The following is a 26,698-nucleotide window of genomic DNA, read 5'->3' as shown; positions in this document are numbered from 1 at the left end:
CTTCGGACGCCATCTAAAACCCATCTATGTAATATCGAGGAATACTTCGCCCTTTCATCCAGATAGCGCCGCTTAATTCGGCGTTTTGTTTTACAGTCATTAATATATTTCGTATTAATTAAGTAGAGGGTTTTACATTGTTCAAAAAAACAATGTCCACTTATACACTCACTTCGTGAGCGTGTGGGCCCTACCGGGGGTTGCCTGCCGCAGGCTAAAAGAAAGGTCAACATCAACACAAAAGTTTTTCTTGCGAAAAACTAACAGCAGCAGAGGTGCATTTATTATATGGCTATTTTTCATCTTGAGTTTAAAATTGTGAAACGCTCGGAGGGTATGTCTTCCTGTAGGAAGGCAGCCTACCATGCGCGCTGCAGAATAACAGATGAGCGAACAGGCAATACCTACGATTTTAGCCACCGTTCCGATTTATTCCATCATCAGATATTAGCACCCGTTTCCGCACCGGCTCATATTATAGAAAGCTCCACGGCCTTATGGAATGAAGTTGAAAGGGTTGAGCGTCAAAAAGACGGTCAAACAGCACGTTATTTTGATGTTGCTATTCCCACAGAAATTAACAATGAAGACAAAATAAAATTGGTCTTCGAATACTGCCAGAAAAATTTCGTTGAGAAAGGCATGATTGCCGATATCGCTTTCCATGATCTCAATGGTAAAAATCCTCATGCGCATGTGATGTTAACATTAAAACCGATCACGGCTGATGGCTTCGGTAAAAAAGAAAGAAGCTGGAACGATAAGAAAAACGTAATCCTTTGGCGTGAATCGTGGTCTGCGATTGCCAATCGCTATCTTACTGATGCTGGCAGCAATGAGCGTATTGATCATCGTTCTATTGATGTTCAACACAGTGAAGCACTGGAAAACGCCGCTATTACCTTAGATACAGAGGAAAAAGCTTTATGGCTTGCCAAGGCAACAGCAACCAGCCGTCCGCCAATGCAACGTGTTCACCGTGCCAAGTGGAACAGCAAAAGCGTTCAGGAGAACCGTGCTGCTGAACAGGCTGTTCGTGCTGAGATGAAACAAGAAGCTCAGGCCACATACAACACCTTCAAAGATTTAGATCTGCAGATCGTTGTTGACCTTAGAAGCTTCACCGTATCAGAAATGCCTGAGCCTGTTGAAATCGTATTGCCTGAAATACAACCTCGAACAGAGTTCTCTGAAACGGGTTCACAGTCGTCGTCATCAGAAAACCAACAGCCTGTTCTGGTTGCCCCTGCACCTCATACACGCACTAAACTGAAAACCCCATCATCTTCAACGGCCAGAGCAATCAAAGACGCTCCTGTTAAAAGTAAGAGAAAGCAGGTTAAACCTCGTCAGACGGGTTTGTTCAAGCGTTTCACCCTACTGGTGGTTGAATATATAAGAGAGAAATTCGTCTGGGCCAAGAAGAAGCCCGTTGATCCTGATGTTGAGCACGATAAACGTATTGCCGAAAACTACGTGTTTGATGAGGTGCAGGGTATCTATGTGTCACGCGCCGAGTATGAAAAACGTGTCAGATTCAACAGTGACACTTATAGTCCAACCAAGGAAGAGATCACACGTTTTCCGAGTCGTCCCAGACAGGAGCAGCCAGAAACAGATAACAATATGGATCTCACTTCAATTATCTCATCGAAGCAGATTAGAAAAGATCCTTTCCCCACACTGCGCCCACCCGGTTATCGCGATAAAGAGTGATCAGTATACAGAACACTTCTTGTCCAGTAGACTTGACTAATTATCTAAAATATTAGATAATCCATTCATCGATATCAGGAGGTGTATATGGCCTTAAAATTCTACGAAAGTCCGTTCCATGTGACACATGATGCTGAAACTGCCAGCAAAATGGCAATGAAAATGGATTTATCGATCATGATCATCAATTTAATCAAAGAGAAAGGCTGGACGCAAAAAGAAGCGGCTGAAAAACTCGGCATCAACCAATCCCGTGTTTCAGAACTGAAAAATGCCAAAATTGAGCTTTTCACTATTGATTCCATGTTCGACATGTTAGATACCCTCGGTTTCAGAGCTAAAATGTCAATGACAAGTCTGCATCAGGCATCAATCGCAATCACTGAAACCGAAGCAGCCGCTTAACGTTTTTTACAGCGTTCAGCCTCTCTGACATCAGCCATAAGTTCCTTTAGTCGTTTTTCAGCTACTTCTTTAGCTTGACGATCAACTCCGTTGGTAGTTTTCTTAAAAGAATGTAAAACTACCACGGTATCAAGATACTTAGCGACGTAGGTGCATCGATATGCAGGACTACCATTTATTTTTAGTTCGATGACACCTATGCCAATACTATCCATAAAATCAATCGGCAATTCAGGATCTTGCCCGAACTGAATACGCCGCAAATCTTTTCCAAAATCATCTTGCACATCAGCAGGAAGTGCCTTGTATTCTCTTTCAGCAGCATCGTTAACAAATGCGAATTTTTTCAAGATAGCTCCTTTCCAAAATTTTTCGTAATCATCTGTTGATAAAACCATATTTTTTACTATAGTCGATTGGAAAACAAGACTCTTTAGAGGAAAATAAACAAGTTAAAAATTGAACATGGCATAGTCCCCGCTCATCCAGCCAGCAAATAGAGATGAGTAAGAACAGTTTCATGGTTAAAATTGACAATTTTCGTTTTTCTTAGCACATCCGGATAACACAGTTATTCAGCTATTTGAATGTTTAGAAAAAATATAATAGGAAATAACATGAAAACTTCACTGGAAATAAAATTTTATTTATTTTTTAACTTCTTTCTTAATAACAGTAGCCCATCAAACAGGTCCTTTGATTTATTCTTTATGCAATAATCAGAAACAAAATCTCTTGCTGTTATTGTAGATATTACTGGAAAATTATCCTCGCCTGTTATTTGATTAAAAGCAGTCATATAACCAGCAAGCCACTGTATCTGAAACCCTTCAAATGCACTTTTTATGATCTCATTTTCTTCTTTTTTCTGTTTCTCTTGTGAAGAGTTCCATAAATCACAGCTATAATAACCACCATATAATGTTATAGTATTTGCCGTCACTGAAAAAGAAATTGAAGTAAACATGATCAGAAAAAAATTAAATAATTTCATTTTCATTGCCATTTAATATAAAGGTTTTATTAATTATCCTAGCTTCTACTTCAATAACCCCAATCATTTGAACTATATTTATAGTAACTCCTATAGTAATCCATATTAAATAAAGTAATAAACCATCTATACCTTGATTAAAAATCACACTATAAAATCCATAGTATGCAGGTATTGTCATCATCATGAATATAGCGATCAAAATAAAAGCTCGTAAAAAAAACGCGAAATAACTATATGTTTTTATTTCTTTTATTGACTTTGCATCTCCTAATAAAGCAGCTTCTATTATATTTTTAATTTTTTTTGATTGATATTTACTCTCAGATATATTGAATATACTTAAGATATGTGGATATGTCTTTGTTACTTGTCTATTTTCAAGAATGAAATATATTTCAAATCGCCGTGTTATTAATATAGAGCCAAGCCAGATAACAAGAAAAACAGGCATAATCAGCATTGACCATTTTTCAACATTATAAAGCGAGACACTCGACTTCATATCGCCAATTGAAAAAGGCACATTTAATGGGGTTTCAACATCAAAAATCTTTAACTTACTATTTCTAAAAATCTCTATCTTTTTATCTATAATTTCAGTTATTTTGTCTGCAGTTTTATTAACATCTATAATTGAATGTAGCTCTTTATATATGTCATAATTCCTATAAGAAATAACGCCTATGGTACTTATTAATATATCATTCTCTACATTAATAGCAGACTCAAGGTCACGATATTTCTCAATATTGTATTTTTTAACTATTTTATTTATCTCGATAAGATCTATATCATAATAATAATTTTTTAATGGTATGTATGAATCACTATCAGGAAGTGATATTATTGGCAATCCTAATTTTTTTCTTATTTTATTTTGTTCTTCATATTTTTTCTTATCCTCATAAATTACCTTTTTTTTGTCAAAATCTTTTCTCCGCTTTTCATCCTCTTCTTTATACTCCACATATCTTCTAATTATATTTTTTGCATTTTCGATATCCACCTTACTTTTAACAATATTATTTCTAAAATTTTGATATGACTCAACCGTTGATGAAATTGATGATACAATAATAGAATTGGAAAGTGAAAAAATCACCAAGCTTGCAATAATAACAATTACACTTGAATATAGGAGTCGCTCTATTCTTTTTCCCAATTCATAAAGATGATCCATTTGTTCTATCCATTTATGTGCTAATGCTACATCATTTAATATCTAAGTACCCACAGCAAAGTCTGACATTATGGCTTGAAAAGTTTAGAGATTCCTAATTTTGGCATAGGTATATATTAACACTCAAAGTATACCTCTATTTATCAAAATAGTTGATTATCAAGTCATAATCTGAATAGATGATTGCGATTGGTCTACAATGACTACATATAGTTATATTTCGGGATAATTTAACATCGATAAATTTTTGTGTCAAACATCGTACTCGGTTTGTCAGGAAAACCATCAGTGAACAGCCCCGCATGGAGCCATCCACAAACAACAGACAATGAGACTTATCTTGCAGACCAGCCGTTATTGGTTTTCACCAGAACAATTTTGGCTTCTTCTGGTTCAGCCATCCCCTTCACACCAGAAAAGGCATCTTTATCAACCCATCCCGGCACATCGGCCAATTTCCATGTATATGAAACCTGCGTCACTTTTAGGCCATCAGATTCACTGGGTTCTGTCCAGCCGGTGATCTCAGCAACAACACGATGACCAACACAGGCACCATCTTTTTTGTCCCAAAACTCAACTTGTTGGCCTTGATCTGTGACTTCCAGAACATCAACGCTACTGAAACCGTTAGGCTGTTGTGAAACGTTGAGCAGACCCTGCTCAGATAATCCCTTTAAAATTTCATCGCTGGCGCTGTATCCGGCAGAACGATAGCCACTGTTAACCCGGATAGGAAAACCTTTATTAAATACAATGTTATTGTCCTGCAATGAGTAGCACAGCTTGGACTTTGAAATTTTCGCATTAATCGCTTTCTCAAAGTCTCCTTTCTCACCACATCCCGCCAAAACCAGAGCTGTGCCAGCAACGAGTAAAATCTTCTTCATCTTTCCATCCCTTTCTGAATGATTACCAATGCATGTTCTTAGGTGTTTTGCCTGCGCCAGTAGAAGCTTCATCAGGCTCTAATAGGCATACTCCAACAAAACAACCTGTTTAACCAATTGATATAATTTAATTATTTTCACGACTCGTCATATCGTTTATAACGATCAAAAACAAAATAACGATAGATATAATCTATCATAATTAGTTATTCGATCGATTAAACTAATTAAAACGCCGATCGATAAACGATTTTTAATCGTTATTAACTATCAATATATAATAATCGATCTGTTATACCGATCATTTTGCTTGAGTTCGGCTTTCGGAGTGGTATGCTTGCCACGCAGGGATAGATGCTTTGGCAGAGAAAAACCAAGCAGAAGCGTCTTTTAATGATTAGCGGATGTAGTTAAGGCATTGGCGCGGAGACAGGCGAAGTGGAAACGTTTAACATCTTAATTTGGTCATTTCTTATAATCTTTATTATCAGCAGAGTTTTTTATTTTGACCCTAAAAAAAGAAAACATCTGAACACTTACGTCAAAGTATTAGATGGCGATGTCTTATCATATGAATGCCAAAAAACAGGCATCGTTCTTGATACTAAAAATCGCACTATCCGCATATTTAATAAAGATAAAATCACCACCTATAATTATGACAACATCAGGGAAATAAACTATACCGTTTCCGAAGCAGGAAAAATTTATAACACAGGTAATAACCTGAACTCTATGATAAAGACCGCTGATGCCAATAGCAATGAAAAGCTTTTAGCGAATCAACGCTCCGGTATCTTTATATTAACCGACGATATTAAAAATCCCACATGGAAAATTAATCTTCCCCTGAAAAACAAAACATCATCTTCTAATCAGGCAATTTGTGATCGTTGGCTACTTATCTTTAACAAATATGTTTTATAGATATTTTTTATATTTACAATTAACTTGTTATCTTTGGAGTTAACATGAAAAAACTGTTTATCGCTGCTTTGGTGATCCTGCCTCTTACCGCTTGCACTACCTATGGCAACAAATCCCTGAAAGATGAATCCCAACAAACCGTAAAAACCAAAATTGTTAAAGGGAAAACTACCCAGCAAGATGTTATTAATGCGTTCGGTGAGCCACAAACGCGGGCAACCAATGATGGTCAAGAGATGTGGTCATATTCCAGTATGTCAGGCGAAAGCCAGATCTCATACTACATTCCCGGTCTGGCTCTACTGAAGAACAGCAGCACTGCGCATATGAACTCGTTAGATATTTGGTTCAAAGGGAATGTTGTTGACCGATATAATTTCAGTCAGACGGCGAGTAAGGTTTCTCGTGGATTGTTGGATTAATATATTACTATTAAACTATTATCATTAATAATAGAACATAAAACCCTCACGGCAATGAGGGTTTTATGTTTATTCTTCCTTATATCTATTGATATTATTTTTTAGTTACCCTCTAAAAAACAAGGGATGAATCTCAAATTTTTTATTTAAATCGGTTATGTCTAACTCCGGTTTCTCAAACGAGGAATAAATAGTAAGTTTTTCTGATTTTTTTATTCCTATTATACCAACAATGAACCATACTTTAACTAATTTTTCAAAATCTAAGAGCCGATTATTATGCTCTTCATCATTCGGATTTTCATTTGGCCTATTTATCAAATAATTTAAAATTTGATCTCTATTATCAAGTTCTATTATAGAAAAAACATTATTTTTAATAAATGCCAGACTATCTAGATAATCATTTATATGTGGAAAGATACTTTTCCACTCTGTTTCTAACGCTTTCTTTCTTACGGAATAAAATTTTTCTTCAGCCTCAAGAATAATATCCTCATTCAGTTCGACAGTTCCATCGCATTCTGCAAGGCATAAATTTACAAAATTAATTGCATCCCTAGGTCTCAACATTGTTCTTCTAATTATATATTCATCAGCATTTTCATCTTTAACTTGAAAATTAAAAACATCTGAAAAATTTACATTCCGAGAACCTTGGTATTGATTTTTAATTAAGTGATTAATCCTATAATCAATTATTTTTCTTATCTCGTTCTTATTCCAAGAAATAGCATATATTAATGATTGATCTTTTTCATTTTGTCTCAGGCTATTTTGATAAATACCCATTATTATATCTGTTCTTATTGATATTAGTACTTTAACAGATTTGATATCGAGCAGTTCTTTGAATGCTTCGAGTAATGCATTAATAAAATCATATCTTATAGTGCTTGAGCTCAACCACGATTTATCTAAATCATCAATACTTATTATTACTCTAATTTGTTTTTCATTAGAAAACTCTTCTTTAATTATTTTTATTAGTTCTTTTTGTTTTCTTAATAATTCCTTGCTGACATAGCTTGATGTCGCAGTTTGCACTTTCCTAAGGTTCTCTTTAGATACTTTCCCTGATGCGCTGAAAGAACTAATACCGAGCGAACCTGAAAGATCGCTTTGCATCTTATTACTTATTTCAGAAACTATATTATCGTTAAAAAAATGGTTGCGATAACTTTCAAGATATTCTTTTGCTAAATCAGGCTTATATGGCTTTTTTATTCCATTCGCCAACGATTTAATGTATTCAAAAAAACTTTCATATGATGATCGATATAATAAATTTATAACTTTAACAAGTAAAACGTGCAACCAGAGTGATTTATAAAAAACTCTTAAATCAACCCCTTTCTCCATTAAATTAGATATAAACACATTATTGTTTATGTGTTCGAAAACAGTATTTTCCGCCTCAATTCTATCATGTATCTTTATTGAATCACTATCAAGAATTTGCTTAAGCAATGCAGTTTTACCACTTCCCGTTCTTCCAACAATAATACGCCTTGTAAAATCTGGATTATTTACACTATAGTCAAAATTTATAAGCCCGTTGAACACGTCAGATTTATAAAAACAAGACGATAAAAATGAATCTGTTTCTGCTTCAAGTTTACCTATTTCAGCGTTTTTTCTAAATTTATATGAATCCATTATAGCCTGCTTATTGTTTTATATAAAAACATTGTAGATACTTAACTAATAAATAATTAGATGAAGATGATTTTTAAGTTATTAGATACAAATAACCACCTTTATGAATAAGATTTTTACACTATACTGCTATTTATAAACTAGCACAACATTGTACAAAACATGACATTATGCTTTTTGTAAAAAATTAGCATTGGAATTATAATAAATTGAAATTGTAACGCATGTAATTAGTTTCCTCATTTATCAACTTACTAAAATTAAGCCATATTACAAACATATCATTTGTTGCGTTTTTCAATCTACTATATTCTTCAATTAGCATGTTAGTTGATATACAACAGCGATCTTAAGCCTATCAACAGTATGAGATAACGCTTCATAGAGATCGCCATCAATCTCATACTCAAACTCTCCGCTCCTGAACATCACCACGTAGCCATTGGTCAGATCTCCCTGACGTATAGAGTTTACAGGTTCTATACCAATGCTGATGCCAGAATGTAAATACTCAGCCACTGGATAGCCCATGTTGTCATGAATAACGATATCACCATCGGCTTCCAGCACTGACAAGAAGCTGTCTTGGTGTAGGGATTCACGCAGATCCTGCAAGCCAAGAACGTTCATCAGTTTGGGTTCATCCGGGCCATTAGCTTTCATTCTGCCACAGTAATAATAATCATCCAGTTTTCTAACGGGCGTGTTGGGATGCTGGCTGTTATAGGTTTCAGTTTCTGACATCAGCGATCTTATTGTTTCGTCGCTGACTTGGCTGAGTTCAGAAATTAATCTCCCATAAACATTTACCATTCGCTCACTATCACAGGCATTTGCAGATTCTGATAAGAAGTAAGAATCGTAATCTTTCAAATAGATGTTATTACCGTTTTCAAGGATAAGATTTATTCCTTGTTCATTTTCTTCCATGTCTTTTACTATGCAGGTCAGGAATGGAATTTTTTCATGGGCGTGAAAGAGTGTAATGATTTTAATATTATTCATTATATGATTTTCCTTTTTGTTTTATTTTTAATACCATATTTATTTTAGAAAAATCAAATTTAACTATTGAACAATAACGTTTTACATCCTGTTTTAACCTTCTTTTGAAAAGATATTTATCTTATGAGCTAACGCTCATGTGCTGTAGAAAACAATGGACCTGTTTTCATAACACGCGGCTGCGCCCTTAATAAATATGATTTTTATTGCAATCTCTTTGCGTTATGGGACAGAAAATGACATATTACGCTAATACTTTGCAATTAACAGAAAATGATCGATTAATTAAGGATTTGGATTTTTGTGGAATTTATTCGCGTATGAAGCTAACTCCTTCATGATCACATTGTTTCTGGCAAAGGAATGCGCATTCGTAGGGAATATAGCCAAAAGACTATATACGTCATCAGCTTTAATATGTTTTGTATAAACCAGAGCAGAATTGCTCGTCCAGTTTTGTTTATTTTTCCCTTTCCGATCTGATTCACCTGTCATTAGATGAATATGATAGAGACGGGATGAAACAATAGAATTAGGTTCGGTATAAACATCATCTTTACCGAAAATAGCTGGGATCGTACCAAACTGACTGCTTTTATAGGAAATAAAGTCATTGAGCAAAGACGTTTCCCACAATGGCTTTACTTTAAAAACGGGCAGTAAGAACTTATCGTAGCTATCACTATTCCATAATGCTTTCATTAGATGCCCTTAATGAAAGCTAAAATTTTCGAATAGGCTTTCGTCAACGAATTCCGTTTGCGATGGAACTACTATTGACTCAATGAAAGACTGATCTAAAATCATCAAAAGATCGGAAACAGCTAATCTATATTCGGTAATAACGTTATCAAGACGCTTAAGCGCCCGGTTCGCGCTTGTACCGCTCGTGACACGAACCAACATAGCAATGTATCCTTCCAGCCCACGAATGCTAAGATCAAGATTCTTAACGTCTTGATAGCTATTTTCACCAAAGAAATCCCGAATCTGTTCGGCACTGTAGTTCGAGATCTGGTGAACAAGACGCACATGCTTAGCGGTCAGAGACTTAATATGTTCAACAGCAGCATTCATCAGAAATGGGGTCGCTGGCACAGATGTAGAGAAAGGAACAGACTTTCTTTTGCCCGCAGACACACCTTCGCAGGCTAAAACGTCTTGTTTGCTAGGTTGAGTGCTCGAAAACTGCAATGCACTGGAGGACACGCTAGCAAGAACATTGCCAACGATCTGCATATCTTCCACATAACTCTCGATGCGCATACATCCACCCCCTTTACATAATCATTTTGACGCTTTCGCATCAGCAGTCAAATTTTACCCTCTCTACACTACCCATGCAAACAAATCCCTTATTGATCTGCAGCCTTAACATCGGGCTTAGGCCAAGCAAGTTCCAGATCACCTATGGCACTCTGGAAGTTCTCCAGTCTTGCCACTGCGCAGAAAATCACTAGCCTCTTTGCCTGTCAGATGTTTTCCGCTGTTCTGGTAATCAGTATAAGAGCTGATGGCTTGCTCTCTAAGCCATTCTCTAAGCATTTCCGTACGACGTGCCGCAACTTTACGCGACTCAGAAGCAATCTTCTTACATTGCTCAATGCTCATCTCCGTAGGACATGAAACATTAACTCTTTCTCTCTTCTCCATCTTTGTATTCACTCCCCATCGCAACTGTTGGAGTCGCCTTCTATGATTTTACCAAACAAACGCAACTCTGGCGGCTCTGCTGGTTCAATCGAGCCAATCCTAACAGGTAGATTGTTATCGCCTTTACATTGCTCTTTAAGGAGCTTCCATTGCTCAGATTCATATTTCATATGGTCGATTACAGAATCGAAAGCACCATCGGCTATTTCCACCTTCATGGCCTTATCCTCTTCATCGTCAGTTTCTGCCTTAACAGGTTCTTCCTCGGAAATATTGAGTACGTTTTCATTAATAACATTGTTTATGCCATCTTTATTCAAGTTATCATGCAAACTTTCAGAAAGTCCTTTAATTTCGTCGATGCTTTCACGCGCATACTGCGGCGTATCATAGAACAGTCCGCTAATAAATAGTGCTTCCATCACCTCATAAAAACATAATGAAGTTTCGCCAATGATGAAGATCTCATTCCCGTCATCATGAACTCCCGGAATATTTTTATTAAATAATCTTTTTTTCTTGTCTAAATGAGTGGATAGCGCTTGTTTTCTGTATAACACTACCGGAATATTTTTTATCTCATGAATATCTCCGCTGATACTCCAACGTTCGTTGTCGCCTTTGGCGAAGCCAGACGCATCACAGCTACTTTCTATATTAAATTCTTTCGTCGGAATACGTTCACGGTTAAAATAGGCTGTAAGTTCTTCCCCTTCCATCTTCTCTTGATGCTCATAGGATCGGTAAATACCCGTCCTGCGGTCTATCCCAATCCAGTCTAAATTCCATGTAGTAGGCTTAGATGGCTTTCTTATCTCATCGATATAGGCTCCAACGTTCCTATCCAGATAGGCCGTTAATAAATCCTTCCACGGCTCTATCGCAAAGAATATATGGGCCAGTGTTGTTCCTTTTTCAATGATGACCTCATGACGGAAGAACCTGAGCAGGAAGTATGGATCAGCCGGTTCCTTTCCTATCGCGTTCTGAATCGATAGTAAAGGGAGCGCTGTTGTTTCATCGTAATCAGATCGAAAGCGCAATATCGAGTCTGAACAAAAAATTAACCGGCCTTGCATCATATATTCTCCTTCTCATCTAAAACAGCTATTAGGTTTTTGTGTTGTGCTATTATTAGGTTTTTATGCATCTTAAGGTTCAGCGCCTACTCATGAAAAGCGCTCACACCCTACCTACGTTCAAAAATCAGGCCAGCCGATCAGAGTATTTGCTGTTCTGACATAGCTCAGGATACCATCCTATCAAAGTAATTATCACCTTCGATATTATCCCAATCTAATGGTTCTTCTGGTGGTAAAAGAGTTGCTCCCTCAGCAGCGACACATCCAGCCATGCTTTTACTCATCATTTTCCCTTGGTACTTTTTAGCCTGTAATCTTGCGATTAACAAATCTATGTCTTCTTGATTATTTACTTCTTCTATAGCTGAAGCAATTGATCTATTTTTTTCTTTAACGTTTCTATTGCTACCCCCATTACTGACCACGATTTCGGGTTGTTCTTCTATTACCTCTTTCTTTTTTATAATCTCTGAAACAAAGCGAGCACGATCACCATTGAAGACAATAGCAGGGTTTATGAAATACCAGTTTTTTTCATTGGTTTTAGCAATAATACGTTTTTCGATAAGTTCTTTTATCCCTCTGTAAAAGATAGATTCAGACAAGACAAAGTGATCTATCTTTTCCGCAAGCGACATTGCTTTTTTACAACTCAGGTAAAAGTGATCTTTTCCTATCGCATCCTGATAAATACGTAAAAAGATGAAAAATACTTTGTATGCTGTTTTCGTGAGATCAAAGTACGCTTTTATCTGAGAGGTATAGAGTTTAATAAACTCTTCTTTATCGACCTCTTGTGTATGAACAATATTTGCGAAGTAGCTTTTACTGGTATCTTTCCTTTCAATAAGTTCTGTTCCTCTTGAAACGGTTAGATTTTTCTTTCGTGTTTCAATCTTTAGCTCTGTCTCAAAACAAAAAGGATTTAATCCTAAATCCAAGTCAACTTCCATTTCATTCATCATGTTATTACCTCTTGTTATTTTATATATAATAAATTAAATACCATGCACAAAATAGATATCAAGTTTTTTTGCATATTTTTTTGCGAAAATATTTTAAATATCGCAAATATTCCAGCGACGATAATTTAAAGCACTGTCGTTTTTAAGCTAAAAAATGACATAAAAACTGACTGCAAAGTCAGGAAAGCTCACCGTGCAGTCAGGAAGACTGACTGTACGGTCAGTCGCATATTTTCGTCATAAGCCTTATAACGCAAGGGCTACAAGCCGATTTTTGCTTAATTTATTTTTGCAAGAAGTAAGAGATAATACTTAAGAGGATTAAAAGAAACCGGGCGATTTTCATGATCGCCATATGGGGTTTTATCATTTATAAAATCATTAATTGAGGATTACAGCTTATATTATTTATTGCACAGTTTTCCTTTTTATTTCACTAAGATCTTTTTTTTGAAAATCACCACTATCTATGAGCTAACGCTCATGTACTGCCGAAAACGATAAACCTGTTTTCATGAGCACGGCTACGCCCTAACTCTGAAATATGTATTTTTATCTTGATGAGGTGACTTATTAATATTGATAGTAAAAAGAGGAAAGATCTTTTCCAGATCATTTCATCATAAAACAACAAAATTGATCCTATGTTTGAACATAGAATTACCGCGATAACATATAGCATTTGCTCTTAAACGTATAGGAAAACTATATTCAAAGAAGCAGCACTTAGTGATTGTTCAAAACAATCACATTGCTGGAACAGGGCTTACCCCTGTTAATGATGGATTTATCCAGAAAAGATCGCGGCGTTAGCCGCAAATAAAGTAGAAGCAAAATTTTAGTCTTTAATAATAACCATTCAGCGCTTCGTGACTGTATAAAACAATCACATCGCTGCACATAAAATACAAAGAAAAATCATGCAAAATAACAAGGTGCCATTTGTTTGGTGCAAATTTCCCTTTTACTATATTAGTACTAGATATTACGGCCTGTTTTTAACTTTATTATCATAAGGTTATGTAGTAAAAGGTTATTAAAAATAAGAACCATTGAATATCAAAGGTTATTGATTTTACAAACTAGGGTTATTAGATTCAATAACCTTAGTTTCACCTTGAAATAGTAACACTAGAAATCAAATTAACATTAACACTGGCAACACCTCCAGTTTAACTAAACTTTATCCAGTCAGGAATAAAGCTGGACAGCCCGCCAGTATCTTTAAACTTTTTCCATTTATTTTTGACTTTATTATTGACGATCAAGTTTAATCTGTTATGTATTAAAAATAACAATAATAAAAGGAGAGAATTATGACGATTATCGATTTTAAACACTTGCACGAACTATCATCTTTCCAACTACAGCAATATATTGATGATAACAACTTCACACCGGAACAGCGATTACAGATTTTCGAGCATTATCATAGCAGGCACAAAGATACCACTAACATATATCAGCGAAAAGAAAATATTAAATCCATCAAAAAGGATGTTGATTATGTTCATCTCTTTACGAAAAACTTTGAATGCCTTGCTGAACTTGATATTACCAAGAGTGAACTGAAAGTGATTGCTAAAATCCTTAATAAAATGGAGTTCGGAAATCTATTCCACATATCTCAGGCAGCTCTCTGTCGTGATTTAGGTATAGGGAAATCCAATATGTCGCTAATCTTCAAAAAACTTAAAACCAAGGGTATCATTATCGATAAAGATGGCGATCTTTTTATGAATTCCAATATCTTTTTGAAAGGCCAAGCCCATAGTATAAATAAAAGACAACGCCCTAATGTTAAAAAGGCACAGGGGTTTAACGCTAATAACGAGCCAGCGTTTAATAATGTTTATGCCTTTAACCAAACAAATGATTCTGACAATCAACCTACAGAGGGAACGACTACATCTGAGCCGCATAAAACACCTGATAGCTGTTCTAACAAGGAAACAGATCCAGCATTGACTCTGCAATATCCTGAAACAGCAGAGCCAGTTTATGATGATGTGGAATAGATATATTGAGAAACTCAGTAAAAAAACGATCTCACTCCATTTATAAGAATATCTGAGGGTGAGATTTATACAAATGAATATAGGTAGTTGCAATGCCACAGATGTACAACGTGTAAATAATATTTCTCTCATTTAATTCCCTGCTCAATTTGACACTTTCTCTATATACCTTAACATATAAATATAACAATTATTATTAACGAGGTATTTATGAGAAATATATGATTAGATAACAGTGATACAGTTGGATACTTAAATACGATAGAAGCATTCAAACACCACATCCCGATAGATGAGTATCGAAAAGAGTATTTCATACTACGTGACGATGACTCTGTGCCACAATATAAACTAAAAGAATATTACTCTGCCCATACAGAGCTAAGCAGATTAGATAGAAAAAGAAAATCGCTTATGGATAATTTTGTTATTGAACTTAATCCTATAAGTTTTTCAACAGCTAACACATCTGCAAAATCATCAGGAAATCTTGATAAGTTTTATGAACGTATGTTTTATAGTAAAGCAATTAAGGAAAAAAGTGATGAAGAAATTGTTGCTCTGGTAATAAAACAGCGCACAGAAGCCGCACTTGAGTTTAAGCATTCTGTTGAGCAGAGTCTTGAACAACTTTCTCATATACCATCATATTTTGGGGCATCGAATATAAGACGTAGAAAAATGGCTGTTTAAATGAATAGTACGTATGCTACTTGAACAATTTTTTCAACGCCAGTTTTCCATTGGAGGTAATGGTTACTTCCCTAAATCCCGGAATTCTGGTTAACCATTCTTTTTGCTCACAATACGTAAAAAAAGCAGCCCCCGCTTCGCCACCAAGATGAAACCGCCGCTCACTCCAGTCAAGGCACGCACAGCACGTTTTACGCCGTGTTTTGAGGTTGAGTATAATACCTAACTCCCGGAACTGTTTTTGTCCCGATAACGTCAGTGAAACACCATCTGAAGTTACCCAACCTTCAGCGACCATAAAATCGTAGATATGAACAGCGATTTCACCTGCAAGATGGTCATAACACGTCCGGGCAACTCGTAACGAGGAAGGTGTGCTGATTTTAGCTGATGATGCCGAGCGCCATGACACGCCCATAATGTTTTCAATCAGCCCAGCAATATCTGTTCCTGCCAAACGGTAATAACGATGACGCCCCTGAGAAAGACAGGTAATCAATCCCTCACTGACAAGTCGGGACAAATGCGCACTAGTCGTTGACGCCGCAATATCGGCGACCGCACTTAACTCAGTAGCCGTCCATGCACGTCCATCCATCAGTGCGCAGAGCATTTTTATGCGGGAAGGATCAGACATGGCAGCAGCTAAGGCTGCCATTGCATATTCCAGTTCATCACCGCTATCTGTTGAATTAGCGTGTTTTAACATGTTACTCAGGCGCTACAGCCCATTTCTCCGTTACTTTACTGGCAAGCCTATCATTATCAGTCAAGAGGATCAGTTGGTTTGCATGATCACTGTATTGGCACAGGATATTAACACCCTTCTCAGCCAGCGTTGCCGCTATTTCTCCTAATTCACCGAGGCGCTCTTGCTTTAGTTTGCGGATCAATGGCCTGCATACGCTTTCAACCTGTAATCCTGCTTTTTCAAGCACAGCTTTGGCTGCATCTCCCTTCTCAACAAGAAAATGCGCATGTGCTTTATCTCCAATGGTAAATACGCCACCACCCTCAAGGCCAATACCATTTTGACCTAATACCGTCCCCAGTGCAGCCAGTTCGCCCGGCGTATTCTTTAAAACAACATGGATATCATACATCGGTCTGACCTCTGGTTTCTGATGAATAGTCTCTGAGTACATGGGCAATACGGATGCGATAAAACGAGAAGATAGATTGACGTCCCTCTGACTGAGCCGCCTTATGCAAAACATTTTGTTTCCATAGCAATACGGCCTCTTCATCCCGCCACCAAGACAATGACAGTATCTTTCCCTCCGTTGTAAGACTCAGGAAACGCTCGATAGAAATAAAACCATCAATATCTGCTAATAGCGGTTTCAATTCAGCAGCAAGCTGGAGATAACGCTCTTGCTGTGTGGCAACAACATCTGCTTCAAAAAGCACTGCGATCACATTCCTACCCTCTATGTATTAGACACGGGTATAACTGTATCGTTTTCAGTGCCTAACACTTCGATGGAGGACGAAATATGAATGTCATCATCAATAGCACCTACGGCAGATTCAGGTGTTAGTGATAAAGATCTTCTGGTGATACACGATCACTTTCCATTTTTTCAAGCAACTTCTGTAATCTTTTCATCTTATGTTTGTGTGCCTTCTTCTCACCAATCTCCTGATAATACTCCTCACGCCGCTCCGCTACTACCTTGCGGAACTTCTTCAACAGTTGATTCAGTGTTTTTATATCAGTAGTAGCGGCTTCAGCTTGGATTTTTCTGTACATAAACATAACGTGGAATTCATCAATCATTTTTGGCCCCTTAGTTTTATCTATTTTATTTCCCTCTCAGCGAGGGAATATATTCCTTACTCAACGACGGTTAACTGTCATTTTTAACTTCCAATAAATAGGATCATCAGTGTCATCCTGCTTTATGTTTTTTAACACCAGTTCAATGATATGTTCATTATGCCAATATAAAATCGTTTCTTTTATCTCATCAACGTTGATGTCTGATACGTCCTTATATATCCCTTCCCTTTCACACTCTTCAACCTCATACGCAATCAAAAAATCATAAAGTATCTCTGACAGCATTTCCCCTAACAGAATATTCATTGCTGTTTCAGGTTCATTTTCAGATATGTTATAAATCGTTTCGAAATAGCCCTGTAATATTGTTGAAATAAGATATATTACCGTTTCATTCTTTTCATTTAATACAATCTCTTTCATGTTGAATCCTTTTGTTAAGTTGATTGTTAGCCCCTTACGGGGCAACGCTAAAACTTACCGCCTGAAGTTATCCGAATACAGCACCAACATTGCTGCGACTTGTTCAAAGTTAACCTCACGAATATCACCACAAGCCCCTTCCTGAGCTGTGAACTTCTCAAAGTTATTCTGGACATGGTCAATAATATACATAATGAATAAACTCATAAAATCAGGATCATCAAGCAACTCAATACTCTCTCCATTCACTTCCTGAAAAAACTCCCAGCTTGCTTCAAATGACCTTTTGGCGAGATCAAGGAACAGACTTGTAGATTTATTTTTAATACCACTTTTTTTAGACATATTTACACCCTCATAGTTAAATGCTTATATATTACAGCTTAATATTACTTACCCCTGCTGGGGTAGAATGGATACAATCTACCGATTAGTTGTTTAAAATATGGTAGCTCATTACATTGTTTATTTGTCGCAGATTAACAAGCACCTCATCAAAGTAAACGTTCTTAAGCGAACCCTTATACTTATGTTTCTTCAAAAACTCGCTAAAATCTTTCTTGCCGTTTTCTATGATTGATTTTAAAACATCTTCCATATACTCATTATCCTCAAGGTTGCGATAGAACCTTTCCCCCATATATTCCTGCATACGTTGTAAGTAAGCATCATAATCCTCTGCGCTTTTCAATATAAAAAACTTTGTAGCGTCATTGCTGACATTTATTTTCATTGTTGGTAATGTTATATTTTTCATTTATATTATCCTTTTTTAGTTGTAAAATCCCCTGCATGGAAATGCATTATGTTTTTAATACAGGGATGTGATTAATAAAATGTGTTATTTAACGTTTTACATAAAACCTCCTCATCGTATTAATAGTGTATTTTCCATTAATCAGCATGTTTACGTGAAAACTGAATAATGTTTTCAATCCATTCATCGATTTCGCTTTCAACAAAAGCTCTGGCTCTTATTCCAATCTTTATCGGTTCTGGAAATACGCCCCTGCTAATAAGTCGATAAATCCATGCTTTGCTATATCCTGTTTTATTCATCACTTCCGGCAGGCGAATAAGTCTTCTTGTTGTCATATATTTCTCCGTTGTTGTTTTGATGAATGTAGTATCTGCAGATCGCTTATGACGTTCAACCCTCGAAAAATCAGAATTGAACCTGAATTGAACGTTTTTTAAACAAAAACAGGTGAGGTAGCGGGAGAGCTGTCACTGGGCGGGGTGTAGAGCGATTTAGCAAAAAGTGCTATTTATTTTCCTGTTTTAAGGTATTTTAAAATTTATATATTAATCAATTAGTTAATAAGTATCAGTTTAAATTCTGACTTAATTCTTATCTGCTTTAGCCAAGAAAAAGGGCTATGCCCGTTAAGACATAGCCCTTCATTCATCAGCAGTTATCCTTACGCACGCCGATTAAACGTTCCCTGCGTCACATTGAAGCCTTTCTCAAGGCTATCCATATAATCGGCATACCATTGCAGCATCTCGCGTCTGCCATCGAGATATTGCGCGTGGTTGTAGGTGCCACGGATAGCATTCTTATCCACATGCGCCAGTTGGGTTTCAATCCACGCGGTGTTGTAGCCCTGTTCATGAAGAACGGTGCTCATGGTATGACGGAAGCCATGACCCGTAACCCGGCCTGTATAGCCAATTCGCTTAAATACCTGATTGATACTGGCTTCGCTCATCGTCTTACTTGGATCATTGCGGCCCGGAAACAGTAAAGGAAATTGCCCCGTCATTGCTCTGATCTGTTCGATAATGGCTAACGCTTGGGTAGAGAGCGGGATGATATGGGGACGGCGCATTTTCATGCGTTCAGCAGAAATTTCCCATAGCGCTTTCTTGGTATCGATTTCAGACCATAACGCACCGCGCAATTCCCCTGTTCTCAGGCCAGTAATGATCAGCAATCTTGCTGCCAGCACCATCAATTCACTACCAGAGTAGCCAGCAAGGGCTTTAAAGAAGGCGGGAAGCTCTTCAGTGGTCAGGAACGGGTAATGTGTGGACTCATGCCCTTGCATGGCACTGGTGAGATCTGGTGCGGGGTTATACTCAGCCCTGCCTGTCACGATAGCGTAGCGAAACACTTCGCCGCAGCGTTGACGCACTTTCTTGGCCTTTTCGGTTGCTCCCCTGTCTTCCATCTTTTTCAGCACGTTCAGCAATTCCAGCGGCTTAATGTCTGCAACAGGGCGTTGACCAATGAACGGGAAGACGTCTTTGTTGAAGGCTTCAAGAATGTCAGAGGCATACCCCGCAGACCATTTCTTCACTTTCATGTTGTGCCATTCGAGCGCAATTTCTTGAAAGGTGTTTTTGACCCGCGCTTCACGCTCAACTTTTTGTTCTTTTTTCACCTCTAAAGGATCGATACCCCCAGCAATACCCTTTCGAGCTTCATCACGTTTTGCTCTGGCATCAGCCAAGGACACATCGGGATATACCCCCAGCGCCAATAACTTTTCCTTTCCATCGATACGATACTTTAAACGCCAGTAGCGTGACCCGTTGGTTTTAACCAATAAGTAGAGGCCACCACCATCCGCCATCTTGTAGGGTTTATCTTTGGGCTTGGCAGTCTCGACCTGTCTGGCATTGAGCTTCATCTGGGGGTATCTCCTTTATACCGAACAGCGAATACCCCCATTGATACCCCCAACTCACCGTAGATTTCTGTGAACGTGAGTAGACGAGCAGAGACAATAAGGGCCGTGAAACCGCGTATTATAAGGGTTTAAAGGGCGTTTGAGTAGACTTAGGGAGACGTTAAAATAGGGAGGATGGTGCCGATAATAGGAGTCGAACCTACGACCTTCGCATTACGAATGCGCTGCTCTACCAACTGAGCTATATCGGCTTCGGGATCGTCTTGGCGAATGCATGACGATGAGCTACGGGGTGACAAACTATTGAAAATGAGGCGGCAAGTCAAGCGATTGGCTATCGTCTGCTGGTTTTATAATCGTTGTATTGAAGATAGGGATTCTCTGATAATTTTCCACACTAATAACAGAGAATCCTATAACTTTACGGATTAAAAAACGGGGTTATGGCCGAACCAGATCGTCGCCGTAGCCAATCCATTTGTAGGTGGTCAGCGCTTCTAACCCCATCGGGCCGCGTGCGTGCAGTTTTTGTGTGCTGACGGCGACTTCCGCGCCCAAACCGAATTGTCCGCCATCGGTAAAGCGGGTGCTGGCATTCACATAAACCGCCGAGGAGTCCACTTCGCGCACAAAGCGTTCCGCATTGCTCAGCGAACGCGTCAGAATCGCGTCGGAGTGCTGTGTGCCGTGCTCGCGAATATGCGCCACCGCCTCTGCCAGATCGTCCACCAGCGTGACATTGAGATCGTTCGACAACCATTCATCGTCATAGTTGACCGCTTCCACCGGTACGACTTTCGCCGGGCCATCGGCCAGATGCGGCATTGCGGATGCGCTGGCATGTAAAGTTACCCCGGCCGCCGCCATTTTTTTGCTCAACGCCGGTAGGAAACTGGCCGCAATGCTCTGGTTTACCAACAGAGTTTCCAGACTGTTGCAGGCGCTGGGACGTTGCACTTTAGCACTTTCAATCACCGTCAGGGCTTTGTCAAAATCAATGCTTTCATCCGCATAAATGTGGCATACCCCGATCCCGCCGGTAATAACCGGGATCGTCGACTGTTCGCGACACAGCTTGTGCAAACCGGCGCCGCCACGCGGGATCAGCATGTCGACATAGCGATCCAACTTCAGCAACTGATTGACCAGTTCACGATCCGGGCTTTCAATAGCCTGCACCGCAGACTCCGGCAAGCCGCACTGCGCCAACGCCAGCTGGATGACCTTCACCGTTGCCGCGTTCGTACGATAGGTTTCCTTGCCGCCGCGCAGGATCACCGCATTACCGGTCTTCAGGCACAGCGAAGCCACATCGATGGTGACGTTGGGGCGAGCTTCATAAATCACGCCGACAACGCCAAGCGGCACGCGTCGTCGTTCCAGCTTAAGCCCGCTGTCCAGCATACGGCCGTCAATCACCTGTCCTACCGGATCGGTCAGCCGGCATACCTGGCGAACATCGTTGGCAATCGCCGCCAGCCTTTCCGGCGTCAGCAGCAGCCGATCGAGCAGCGCTTCGCTCATGCCATTTTGCCGCGCCTGCGCCACGTCCTGCTCATTGGCCGCCAGTATCTGCACGCTTTCCTGTTCCAGTAAATCGGCAATCGCCGCCAGTGCGCGATCTTTCTCGGCCGTACTCAGCACCGAAAGTTGATAAGACGCCGCTTTCGCCGCTTTGCCCATTTGTTCAAGCATCGCGTACTCCTTAATTGATGATCATGTCGTCCCGGTGAACCGCCACCGGGCCGTATTCGTAACCGAGAATGTCGGCGATCTGCTGAGAATGATGCCCGGCGATCATACGCAATGCATCGCTATTATAGCGGGTCATCGCATGCGCTAAATCCCGCCCGCTCAGGCTACGGATGCGAATGACCTCGCCTCGGGAAAAATCCCCCGTCACGTCGCGGATCCCTTTGGGCAATAACGAGCTGCCGCGTTCAAGGATCGCCGACAGCGCGCCATCATCCACCGTGATTTCACCCGCCGGAGGCGCGCCAAAAATCCAGCGTTTGCGTTTTTCCAACGGCGCTTCCAGGGCATGGAAACGCGTACCGACGGAGACGTCCGCGATAACATCGCCAATAACGCCCGGCTGGTTCCCCGCGGCAATCACCACGTCGATGCCGGCACGGCAAGCGACATCAGCCGCCTGCAGTTTGGTCGACATGCCGCCGGTACCTAAGCCGGATACGCTATCGCCCGCGATATTGCGCAACGCATCGTTGATGCCGGTCACTTCACGAATGAGTTCCGCATCCGGATTTTTACGCGGATCGGCGGTAAATAGTCCGGCCTGATCGGTCAATAGCAATAGTTTATCCGCATCGGCCAGAATGGCCGCCAGCGCGGAAAGGTTATCATTGTCGCCGACTTTGATTTCTAACGTAGCGACCGCATCATTTTCATTAATGACCGGAACAATGTGGTTATCCAGCAGCGCCCTCATGGTGTCGCGCGCGTTAAGAAAGCGTTCACGATCTTCCAGATCGGCACGCGTCAGCAGCATCTGGCCGATGTGGATGCCATAGATGGAGAACATCTGCTCCCACAGTTGGATTAACCGGCTTTGCCCTACCGCGGCTAGCAGTTGCTTGGAGGCGATAGTTGCCGGAAGTTCCGGGTAGCCCAGATGTTCACGTCCGGCGGCAATCGCCCCGGACGTCACAATAACAATCCGATGCCCTGCCGCATGCTGCTGCGCGCACTGACGCACCAGTTCAACAATATGGGCCCGATTAAGGCGGCGTGAACCGCCGGTCAGCACGCTGGTGCCAAGTTTCACAACCAAAGTTTGGCTACCGCTCATAATTTTCTGCCGTTGAAAGTCATCAAAAAAGGATAAATAAGAAAAACGTTGTAACAGGCCGGGCGCATTATGCCAACAGGCACAACGCGAAAACCCGCTAATAAATCGGGGATCAGGCAGGGAGCATCACGGTCGTGCGGTTAATGAACAGACCGGATCCAATGATTGCAGGAGTTTTTCCAAACGAACATGGAAGGCTTCTTTCGTACTTTCCAGCTTATCCATTACTTCTTTATCTTTAATTTGTTCTTCACGCCAATCACCGTTTTTATCAAATAAACCAAAGCGATAATGGTAAGTAAACGTCTGGTCTTGCGCGGCAAGATCCAGCCACCAGCCCCAGAATTCACGTTTTTCCGGGGCGGGTTTTACATTGACACAAACGGCCAGGCAATCAAAGAAAAAATGGTCATGCTCACACTGCGCTTCACGTAAATAGGGCCCCAGAGAAGCAAAGTTTTTCATGAGTCTGCTTTTCGTATGCCCACTCGGTAACATCATTCGGCAATCTCCTTGGTTTGAACATCCTTTTTAACAGAGTATGGTAATTTATCAATCAACTACGCTAAATTTTGTCCTAACCAACGGGTGATTTGCTGTAACGCATGATGAAAATTCTGATAGACCGGTGAAAAATTCACCGGCAACAGTTTCCCCTGCTGCGATGAATTGACGATCAGCGTCGCCTCTTCCTTCGGGCAGACCAGGTCGTTGTCCCAATATCCGGCCAACATCGGCGTGGGACAGCGCCGGCCAAGCAACCCCTGCGTTTTAAGCGAATAGCGGCTCAATTCTATCTTCAGCGCGGCATCCGTAGAAAACGGCATGCCCAACCTGCTCGCCAGCACATCCATAAACATTCCCGGCACCTGTTGCTGGCGATCCGCGTCACACAGCAGATGATGCACCACGGGGCCGAGACAAGCGACGCCGCGCAGGCGCTGCGCCTCAAGATAAGCAAGCCGCACGGCGATGTTGGCCCCGAAACGAAAGCCAAATGCCCCGACGCGGCAGTGGTCTACCCACGGCACATCCGGCAATGCCCGCAACACCTGCTGATGCAGGAAGCTGGAGTCCTGATTCAGTTTCCAACGTGAGGAAAAACCGACCGACGGAACATCAATGGTCAGCATGGCCATCCCGGCCGGCGCCAGATAATCACGGAACAGGCGATAGTAGTCGCTTTGCAATGTTTCCAGCCCGCCGCACATCAGTATCGTCGGAAACGGCGCCTCGCCCTTTTGGGGCAGGTGTAGAAAGCCGGTCAGCAAACCGCCGCCTTCAACTGGAAAAGTCAGTTCCTTTAACTCATAGGGAAGGTATTTCGCCGCCTCTTCATAAGCGCGGTTGGCTAGCGTCTGCGCCTGTTCAGCCAGCTCATCTCCTTTAATATGGGGGTAAGCCGCGATGCTATACAGATTCGCCGCGTTCAGCCAATACTGGCCGTTTTCGATATTTTCGTCGTCCGTGACCCGGCTCTGCCAGTCAGCCCCTTGCTTAACCCATTCATAAATCCAGTTGCCGCTGCGGTAGCCAATCACCGTATCCAGTAATTGACGTTTGCTTCTTTCCGCCTGACTAACGGCGATGCGCGCCAGGACTTCTTCAATATCCCACGGATCGACACCGCGCCAGATCCACATCAGCCGATTCAGCATGCGGTACCAGCTGCCGGTATTCTCTCCTTCCAGCGCGGAGTGTGTTCTCAGTGCATCCTGGTCATGACGAGCACGCTTTACCAATGTAGAGGTTTCCGAGTGCTTAAAGGATGGTTTGAACAGGATTTCAGACAAGTTAGCTTGCGCCACAGCCGTCTCCCTTTATGTAAGCGACACTAAACTTAGCCCTGAGTGTAACTAACTCATCATGGCGAAGACAAATAACAGCGCGCACAAATCAACACAAGTGCACATAATCGGCGCAAATTAACCATGAATGGGAAACAAGTCTTGAAATATGATGAGCGTTGATAAACAAAAATGCCCGGCATAACCGGGCATGAGACAAATAAACAGACGAGTGGTTATACCCAATAGATTTCGAGTTGCAGGAAGGCGGCGAGTGAGTGAATCCCGATGAGCTTACTCAGGTAAGTGATTCGGGTGAGCAAACGCGGCCAACGCACCTGCAACTTGAAAGATGAAGGGTATATCAGCGGTCGGACAGCGGCGGGACAAATGCCACGCCCATATCCCACGGCTGTTCGATCCAGGTATTCTGGGGAATGTCGACGATATAGTCGTCAACCAACGGCTTGCCGGCTGGTTTGGCGAAAATCGTGACAAAATGGGCTTTGGGATACATATCGCGAATAGCTTTCGCCGTACCGCCGGTATCCACCAGGTCGTCCACCACGATAAAGCCTTCGCCATCACCCTCCGCGCGCTTGAGCACTTTCATTTCACGCTGGTTATCATGGTCATAGCTGGAAATGCAAACCGTATCAACATGACGAATACCCAGCTCACGCGCCAGCAGCGCGCCGGGAACCAATCCGCCGCGGCTAACGGCAATGATGCCTTTCCATTGTTCGGCAGGCAGTAGGCGCTGCGCCAGTTTGCGGGCATGAATTTGCAACATATCCCAGGTTACGACGTACTTTTCGCTCATAAAATATATCCCAGCCGAGTTGAAATGGCTTACGTTGAGTCTGAGGGGAAAAAGGTTGCGCGGGATTATAGATATCCAACGAAACAAAAACCAGCGTTTCTCTGCGTTATAGCCGCGTTTACTCCGCTTTCGTGCAGTCTAAACAAAAATTTGGCGATAACTAAGCACAAAAAGAGATTGGACGCTGTCGGCGGAAAAATATATTAAATAAGGGCAAGGCAAATCAATCGGAGACGACCATGACCGAATTTTATGTTTTGGTGCAAGAACAGCTCACTGTGATCAGCACTGTTTTAGTCATTGGACTGATTGCGCTGTTTTATAACGAATTCGCCGCCAGTTTCCAGGTTCTGTGGAAGAAACCTGAAGCATTACCAGGGAAAATCGTCCGCCGCTACCATCTTCCCGCACAAAAGACGCTCACCTTGATTGATAATTTTTACAGCTATATTCCTGTGCATACGTTGGAAAGCGAGAAGTTTATTCTGGATGTCGAAGCCAACGGGCAGCGCTATCAGGTTGAAACCACCGAGGTTGAATACCGGGTATTGTCGGTGGGGGACAGGGTGACAATCCACCATCACGCAGGTTCGAATATTTAACCTTTCTGAGCGGCCACTCTCCGCCATATTATTTTCCTATCGCGTTATTCATTCGGTAAGGTCAGGCCATCTGACCTTCAAGCTATGCCTTTCCCTGCGCATTTTTATTGCCGGCCGGTTTAAAGCGGCTTCGGTTTTTAACGGCAACTTCCCCTACCCTGTGCGGAAAGTGATATTCTGTTGCAAGACGCCATGTGAAACCCGGTAGATTTCAGGAAACCGC

31 protein-coding genes, 1 tRNA gene and 1 pseudogene are annotated in these 26,698 nt (G+C 40.8%); 7 read left to right on the top strand and 26 right to left on the bottom strand.

Annotation, left to right across the window (positions count from 1 at the left end; genetic code table 11):
• Window positions 1-288 precede the first annotated feature (288 nt).
• Both mobQ and ACN28R_RS01225 read left to right on the top strand, forming a co-directional pair.
• The gene (gene mobQ / locus ACN28R_RS01230) at window positions 289-1,716 is read left to right on the top strand and encodes a MobQ family relaxase (protein ID WP_095833349.1); all 1,428 of its coding nucleotides are present in this window, start codon (window positions 289-291) and stop codon (window positions 1,714-1,716) included.
• Between the two features lie 87 nt (window positions 1,717-1,803).
• Complete coding sequence (locus ACN28R_RS01225; RefSeq protein ID WP_095833348.1) at window positions 1,804-2,121, top strand: helix-turn-helix domain-containing protein; 318 nt, start codon at window positions 1,804-1,806, stop codon at window positions 2,119-2,121.
• On the opposite strand, the gene ACN28R_RS01220 is transcribed toward ACN28R_RS01225, so the two are convergent.
• The 4 genes from ACN28R_RS01220 to ACN28R_RS01205 form a co-directional block, all read right to left on the bottom strand.
• Entirely contained in the window at window positions 2,118-2,519 is a 402-nt protein-coding gene (locus tag ACN28R_RS01220) for a type II toxin-antitoxin system RelE/ParE family toxin (protein WP_236840172.1), read from the bottom strand. The genes ACN28R_RS01225 and ACN28R_RS01220 overlap by 4 nt on opposite strands.
• Before the next feature lie 245 nt (window positions 2,520-2,764).
• Window positions 2,765-3,115 carry a hypothetical protein gene (locus ACN28R_RS01215; RefSeq protein WP_095833347.1) on the bottom strand — a complete coding sequence of 117 codons (351 nt, stop codon included), beginning with the start codon at window positions 3,113-3,115 and terminating at the stop codon, window positions 2,765-2,767.
• Window positions 3,102-4,298: a hypothetical protein gene (locus ACN28R_RS01210; protein ID WP_095833346.1), complete on the bottom strand. Its 1,197-nt coding sequence runs from the start codon at window positions 4,296-4,298 to the stop codon at window positions 3,102-3,104. Before ACN28R_RS01210 ends, ACN28R_RS01215 begins: the two co-directional genes overlap by 14 nt.
• A 335-nt stretch (window positions 4,299-4,633) precedes the next feature.
• A complete protein-coding gene (locus tag ACN28R_RS01205; RefSeq protein ID WP_095833345.1) occupies window positions 4,634-5,188 on the bottom strand; it encodes a membrane lipoprotein lipid attachment site-containing protein in 555 nt (184 codons plus the stop codon).
• A gap of 438 nt (window positions 5,189-5,626) precedes the next feature.
• Here ACN28R_RS01205 and ACN28R_RS01200 point away from each other — a divergent pair, with 438 nt between their 5' ends.
• Window positions 5,627-6,115 carry a DUF4755 domain-containing protein gene (locus ACN28R_RS01200; RefSeq protein WP_095833344.1) on the top strand — a complete coding sequence of 163 codons (489 nt, stop codon included), beginning with the start codon at window positions 5,627-5,629 and terminating at the stop codon, window positions 6,113-6,115.
• Window positions 6,116-6,159: 44 nt separating this feature from the next.
• Window positions 6,160-6,537, top strand: coding sequence for a hypothetical protein (locus tag ACN28R_RS01195; RefSeq protein ID WP_095833343.1), 378 nt, complete (start codon window positions 6,160-6,162; stop codon window positions 6,535-6,537).
• 105 nt (window positions 6,538-6,642) lie between these two features.
• On the opposite strand, the gene ACN28R_RS01190 is transcribed toward ACN28R_RS01195, so the two are convergent.
• From ACN28R_RS01190 to ACN28R_RS01160, 7 genes are all read right to left on the bottom strand, one after another.
• On the bottom strand, window positions 6,643-8,196 hold the full coding sequence (locus ACN28R_RS01190) for a P-loop ATPase, Sll1717 family (protein WP_095833342.1): 1,554 nt from the start codon (window positions 8,194-8,196) through the stop codon (window positions 6,643-6,645).
• 318 nt (window positions 8,197-8,514) lie between these two features.
• Window positions 8,515-9,201: a hypothetical protein gene (locus ACN28R_RS01185; protein ID WP_095833341.1), complete on the bottom strand. Its 687-nt coding sequence runs from the start codon at window positions 9,199-9,201 to the stop codon at window positions 8,515-8,517.
• Window positions 9,202-9,486: 285 nt separating this feature from the next.
• Window positions 9,487-9,903 carry a type II toxin-antitoxin system YafO family toxin gene (locus tag ACN28R_RS01180; RefSeq protein ID WP_095833340.1) on the bottom strand — a complete coding sequence of 139 codons (417 nt, stop codon included), beginning with the start codon at window positions 9,901-9,903 and terminating at the stop codon, window positions 9,487-9,489.
• A 9-nt stretch (window positions 9,904-9,912) separates the two neighbouring features.
• A complete protein-coding gene (locus tag ACN28R_RS01175; RefSeq protein WP_095833339.1) occupies window positions 9,913-10,467 on the bottom strand; it encodes a hypothetical protein in 555 nt (184 codons plus the stop codon).
• Between the two features lie 138 nt (window positions 10,468-10,605).
• The gene (locus ACN28R_RS01170; protein ID WP_121514261.1) at window positions 10,606-10,854 is read right to left on the bottom strand and encodes a hypothetical protein; all 249 of its coding nucleotides are present in this window, start codon (window positions 10,852-10,854) and stop codon (window positions 10,606-10,608) included.
• A gap of 8 nt (window positions 10,855-10,862) precedes the next feature.
• Window positions 10,863-11,933, bottom strand: a complete 1,071-nt coding sequence (locus ACN28R_RS01165) for a hypothetical protein (protein WP_095835695.1) — start codon at window positions 11,931-11,933, stop codon at window positions 10,863-10,865.
• Window positions 11,934-12,100: 167 nt separating this feature from the next.
• On the bottom strand, window positions 12,101-12,898 hold the full coding sequence (locus tag ACN28R_RS01160) for a hypothetical protein (RefSeq protein ID WP_095835694.1): 798 nt from the start codon (window positions 12,896-12,898) through the stop codon (window positions 12,101-12,103).
• 1,319 nt (window positions 12,899-14,217) lie between these two features.
• Between ACN28R_RS01160 and ACN28R_RS01155 the strand changes: the two genes are divergently transcribed.
• Together ACN28R_RS01155 and ACN28R_RS01150 are read left to right on the top strand one after the other, a co-directional pair.
• Window positions 14,218-14,919 carry a DNA-binding protein gene (locus tag ACN28R_RS01155; RefSeq protein ID WP_095833338.1) on the top strand — a complete coding sequence of 234 codons (702 nt, stop codon included), beginning with the start codon at window positions 14,218-14,220 and terminating at the stop codon, window positions 14,917-14,919.
• A gap of 228 nt (window positions 14,920-15,147) precedes the next feature.
• Window positions 15,148-15,612 (top strand): annotated as a pseudogene (locus ACN28R_RS01150) (DUF4756 family protein); the annotation flags it as partial.
• A 16-nt stretch (window positions 15,613-15,628) separates the two neighbouring features.
• Here ACN28R_RS01150 and ACN28R_RS01145 read toward each other — a convergent pair.
• From ACN28R_RS01145 to gpt, 15 genes are all read right to left on the bottom strand, one after another.
• On the bottom strand, window positions 15,629-16,321 hold the full coding sequence (locus ACN28R_RS01145) for an ArsR/SmtB family transcription factor (protein WP_095833337.1): 693 nt from the start codon (window positions 16,319-16,321) through the stop codon (window positions 15,629-15,631).
• A 1-nt stretch (window position 16,322) separates the two neighbouring features.
• Window positions 16,323-16,715: an amino acid-binding protein gene (locus tag ACN28R_RS01140; protein ID WP_095833336.1), complete on the bottom strand. Its 393-nt coding sequence runs from the start codon at window positions 16,713-16,715 to the stop codon at window positions 16,323-16,325.
• The gene (locus ACN28R_RS01135; RefSeq protein WP_095833335.1) at window positions 16,708-17,031 is read right to left on the bottom strand and encodes an antibiotic biosynthesis monooxygenase family protein; all 324 of its coding nucleotides are present in this window, start codon (window positions 17,029-17,031) and stop codon (window positions 16,708-16,710) included. The genes ACN28R_RS01140 and ACN28R_RS01135 overlap by 8 nt, the downstream gene beginning before the upstream one ends.
• Before the next feature lie 118 nt (window positions 17,032-17,149).
• Window positions 17,150-17,392 (bottom strand): H-NS family histone-like protein, encoded by a 243-nt coding sequence (locus tag ACN28R_RS01130; protein ID WP_095833334.1) that lies wholly within the window; start codon window positions 17,390-17,392, stop codon window positions 17,150-17,152.
• A gap of 60 nt (window positions 17,393-17,452) precedes the next feature.
• Window positions 17,453-17,818 carry a hypothetical protein gene (locus ACN28R_RS01125; RefSeq protein ID WP_095833333.1) on the bottom strand — a complete coding sequence of 122 codons (366 nt, stop codon included), beginning with the start codon at window positions 17,816-17,818 and terminating at the stop codon, window positions 17,453-17,455.
• A gap of 54 nt (window positions 17,819-17,872) precedes the next feature.
• Window positions 17,873-18,163 carry a hypothetical protein gene (locus ACN28R_RS01120; RefSeq protein WP_095833332.1) on the bottom strand — a complete coding sequence of 97 codons (291 nt, stop codon included), beginning with the start codon at window positions 18,161-18,163 and terminating at the stop codon, window positions 17,873-17,875.
• Between the two features lie 85 nt (window positions 18,164-18,248).
• A complete protein-coding gene (locus ACN28R_RS01115; RefSeq protein ID WP_095833331.1) occupies window positions 18,249-18,575 on the bottom strand; it encodes a hypothetical protein in 327 nt (108 codons plus the stop codon).
• 137 nt (window positions 18,576-18,712) lie between these two features.
• Window positions 18,713-18,913 (bottom strand): helix-turn-helix transcriptional regulator, encoded by a 201-nt coding sequence (locus ACN28R_RS01110; RefSeq protein ID WP_049594956.1) that lies wholly within the window; start codon window positions 18,911-18,913, stop codon window positions 18,713-18,715.
• 326 nt (window positions 18,914-19,239) lie between these two features.
• Window positions 19,240-20,454, bottom strand: a complete 1,215-nt coding sequence (locus ACN28R_RS01105; protein ID WP_095833330.1) for a tyrosine-type recombinase/integrase — start codon at window positions 20,452-20,454, stop codon at window positions 19,240-19,242.
• A 175-nt stretch (window positions 20,455-20,629) separates the two neighbouring features.
• A tRNA-Thr gene (locus tag ACN28R_RS01100) sits at window positions 20,630-20,705 on the bottom strand.
• Window positions 20,706-20,895: 190 nt separating this feature from the next.
• The gene (gene proA, locus ACN28R_RS01095) at window positions 20,896-22,149 is read right to left on the bottom strand and encodes a glutamate-5-semialdehyde dehydrogenase (RefSeq protein WP_048637742.1); all 1,254 of its coding nucleotides are present in this window, start codon (window positions 22,147-22,149) and stop codon (window positions 20,896-20,898) included.
• A 10-nt stretch (window positions 22,150-22,159) separates the two neighbouring features.
• Window positions 22,160-23,263 (bottom strand): glutamate 5-kinase, encoded by a 1,104-nt coding sequence (proB, locus tag ACN28R_RS01090; RefSeq protein WP_095833329.1) that lies wholly within the window; start codon window positions 23,261-23,263, stop codon window positions 22,160-22,162.
• A 126-nt stretch (window positions 23,264-23,389) separates the two neighbouring features.
• The gene (crl, locus tag ACN28R_RS01085) at window positions 23,390-23,764 is read right to left on the bottom strand and encodes a sigma factor-binding protein Crl (protein ID WP_048637741.1); all 375 of its coding nucleotides are present in this window, start codon (window positions 23,762-23,764) and stop codon (window positions 23,390-23,392) included.
• Between the two features lie 59 nt (window positions 23,765-23,823).
• Window positions 23,824-25,071, bottom strand: a complete 1,248-nt coding sequence (gene frsA, locus ACN28R_RS01080; protein WP_095833328.1) for an esterase FrsA — start codon at window positions 25,069-25,071, stop codon at window positions 23,824-23,826.
• Window positions 25,072-25,414: 343 nt separating this feature from the next.
• Window positions 25,415-25,873 carry a xanthine phosphoribosyltransferase gene (gpt, locus tag ACN28R_RS01075; RefSeq protein WP_048637739.1) on the bottom strand — a complete coding sequence of 153 codons (459 nt, stop codon included), beginning with the start codon at window positions 25,871-25,873 and terminating at the stop codon, window positions 25,415-25,417.
• A 239-nt stretch (window positions 25,874-26,112) separates the two neighbouring features.
• Between gpt and ACN28R_RS01070 the strand changes: the two genes are divergently transcribed.
• Window positions 26,113-26,475 carry a hypothetical protein gene (locus ACN28R_RS01070; RefSeq protein ID WP_048637738.1) on the top strand — a complete coding sequence of 121 codons (363 nt, stop codon included), beginning with the start codon at window positions 26,113-26,115 and terminating at the stop codon, window positions 26,473-26,475.
• The last annotated feature ends 223 nt before the right edge of the window (window positions 26,476-26,698 follow it).

This window comes from Brenneria goodwinii (assembly GCF_002291445.1).
GTDB lineage: Bacteria > Pseudomonadota > Gammaproteobacteria > Enterobacterales > Enterobacteriaceae > Brenneria > Brenneria goodwinii.
Note: the sequence above shows the minus strand (reverse complement) of the source record. Positions and strands in the feature narration are given on the sequence as shown.